The organism is Bacillota bacterium, assembly GCA_036504675.1.
Lineage (GTDB): Bacteria > Bacillota > Sulfobacillia > JAJYWN01 > JAJZPE01 > DASXUT01.
On record DASXUT010000114.1, the window covers coordinates 1 to 1983 of the forward strand.

Sequence of the window (1983 nt, forward strand, 5' to 3'; positions counted from 1 at the left end):
CGACGCGCCTGGAACAGATTCGCCAGGGCGAGGCGGCCTTGGCCCAGGCGGCGGCCACGGCCGAGCGGCTGAAGCCGGACTTCGACCCGCCCGACCCGCTCGTCTTCGAATCGGCCGGGCAGTCCCGCCTGGCCGAGTTGAGCCAAGAGCTGCGTTCTCTGACCGCCGCCCGCGAGGGCCTGGAACGAGAGATGGGCGACCTTGGTAAGCAGTTGGCCGAGGGCGGCGAAAGCGGGGAGAGCGGGCCCGCCCCAGACTCCCGGCCCGGCTTGGGACCGGACTCCCGACTGGATGACCTGCGCCGGCTGCAGTCGGCCCTCAAGGCCGCCGATGAGGAGTTGACCCTGGCCCGGAGTCGGTCCGGTGACGACCGGCTCGGAGCCCTCCGCACGCGGTTGGCGGCCCTCGGCGCCGCCGCAAGATCGGCCCAGCAGGCGGGCCTGGCCGTGGCCGCCACGGCGGTCATCCTGGGCCTGGCCCTTGGCCTGACCGTCACTCCCGCCCTCTTCTTCCTGGCCGGGCTGGCCCTGCCGGCCATCGTCTTGGCCCTCTCCTCGAGGCGCTCTTACACCGCTCAGGCCGCGGCCGTCCAGGCTCAGCTGGATCAGGCCGGGACCGAGGAAGCCTCAGCCGCGCAGCGCCGGCGTGACCTCGAAGCCAAACGGGCGGACATCTTGGGCCAGGCCGGGGCCGAGTCGGCCGCCGACCTCGACCGGATCGTCGTCGACCTGGCCAAGGACCTGGCTCAAAACCGTGAGCGGCGGCGGTTGGTGGGCGGCGCCCTGGAGGCCGCAGGCACCAAGCTCGAACGGGTCAAGCAGGAAATGGCCGCCGCCAAAGCTGAACGGCAATCCCTTCTGGCCCGGGCCGGGGCGACCACGCCCGAGGATTTCCTGGTCCGGGCTGAAGGGTACAAGCGGTACATCAAGGGGATGGAGGAGCGCCGCCGGCTGGACGAACTCCTCCGCCAGACGTTGAGCGGTGACCGCCCGGAAAAGCTGGAGACCAGTCTGGCCGAGCTGACGGCGGGCCTGCCGGACGGGGCCGCGCCCTTTCCGGAGGCCGTCCTCGAGGTCAAGGAACGAGACCTCAAGGAGGTCCGCGATCAGTTGTCGGCGATGGAGAAGGACTTGTCCAAAGAGAAGGGGACCCTCGATGGCCGCTATACGGAGTTGCCCGACCCGGCCGACCTCGATCGGCGGCTCCAGTCGGCCCGGACCGAACTGACGGCCCTCGTTGAGACGAGGGAGGTCCTGACCAAAGCCCAGGAGTTCATCACCCTGGCTTCGGAACAGGTGGCCCAGCGCTTTGCGCCGGCCTTGAACGCCGAGGTCGCCCGGCAGGTGGCCCGGCTGACCGGTGGGGCCTATCCGGAAATCCGCGTCGACAAGGGGCTGGCCATGGGCGTCATCGTCGATGGGACGAGCCACCGGGTTCAGGACCTCAGCCGGGGCACTCTGGACCAGTTCTACTTCGCCCTCCGCCTGGCGGTCACCAACCTGCTCACCGAGGGGCGCGAACCGGCCCCCTTCATCCTCGACGATAGCCTGGTCCACTACGACGACCGGCGGATGGCCGCCGCCCTCGATGTGCTGGCCGAGGTCGGCCGGACCAACCAGGTCATCCTGTTCACCTGCCACCGCCGTGAGGTCGAGGCGGCCAGGGCCATGGAGCCCGGGCGGGCCCTGGTGACCGAGCTTTGAGCCCACTCGACCCGGTCATCTGGCTCTTCCCGGGAGATCAAGGTGGCCAACTTCTCGATGATCACAGGGGCCCGTAGACCCAAACCGGGTGTGGGCTGGGCATAACCTCACCCGCTGGTGGGCGTGGTATCGACTCCAGGCTTCGGTGGTCTTTGTTCTTCTACCCTAACTGACCACCTCGATTCCACCGTATCTATCGTGAGGTAATATTGCCCCGGGCCGAAATGGAGATAGGAGACACCGGCAGCGGTACCCCTGACATTGGCCACCGCGGTAAGCC

1 protein-coding gene is annotated in these 1983 nt (G+C 68.9%); it reads left to right on the forward strand.

All coding sequences use genetic code 11. The features are described from left to right. Positions 1 to 1703 (forward strand): hypothetical protein (locus tag VGL40_08260; protein ID HEY3315248.1); only part of this gene is annotated, 1703 nt, incomplete at its 5' end. Between the last annotated feature and the right edge of the window lie 280 nt (positions 1704 to 1983).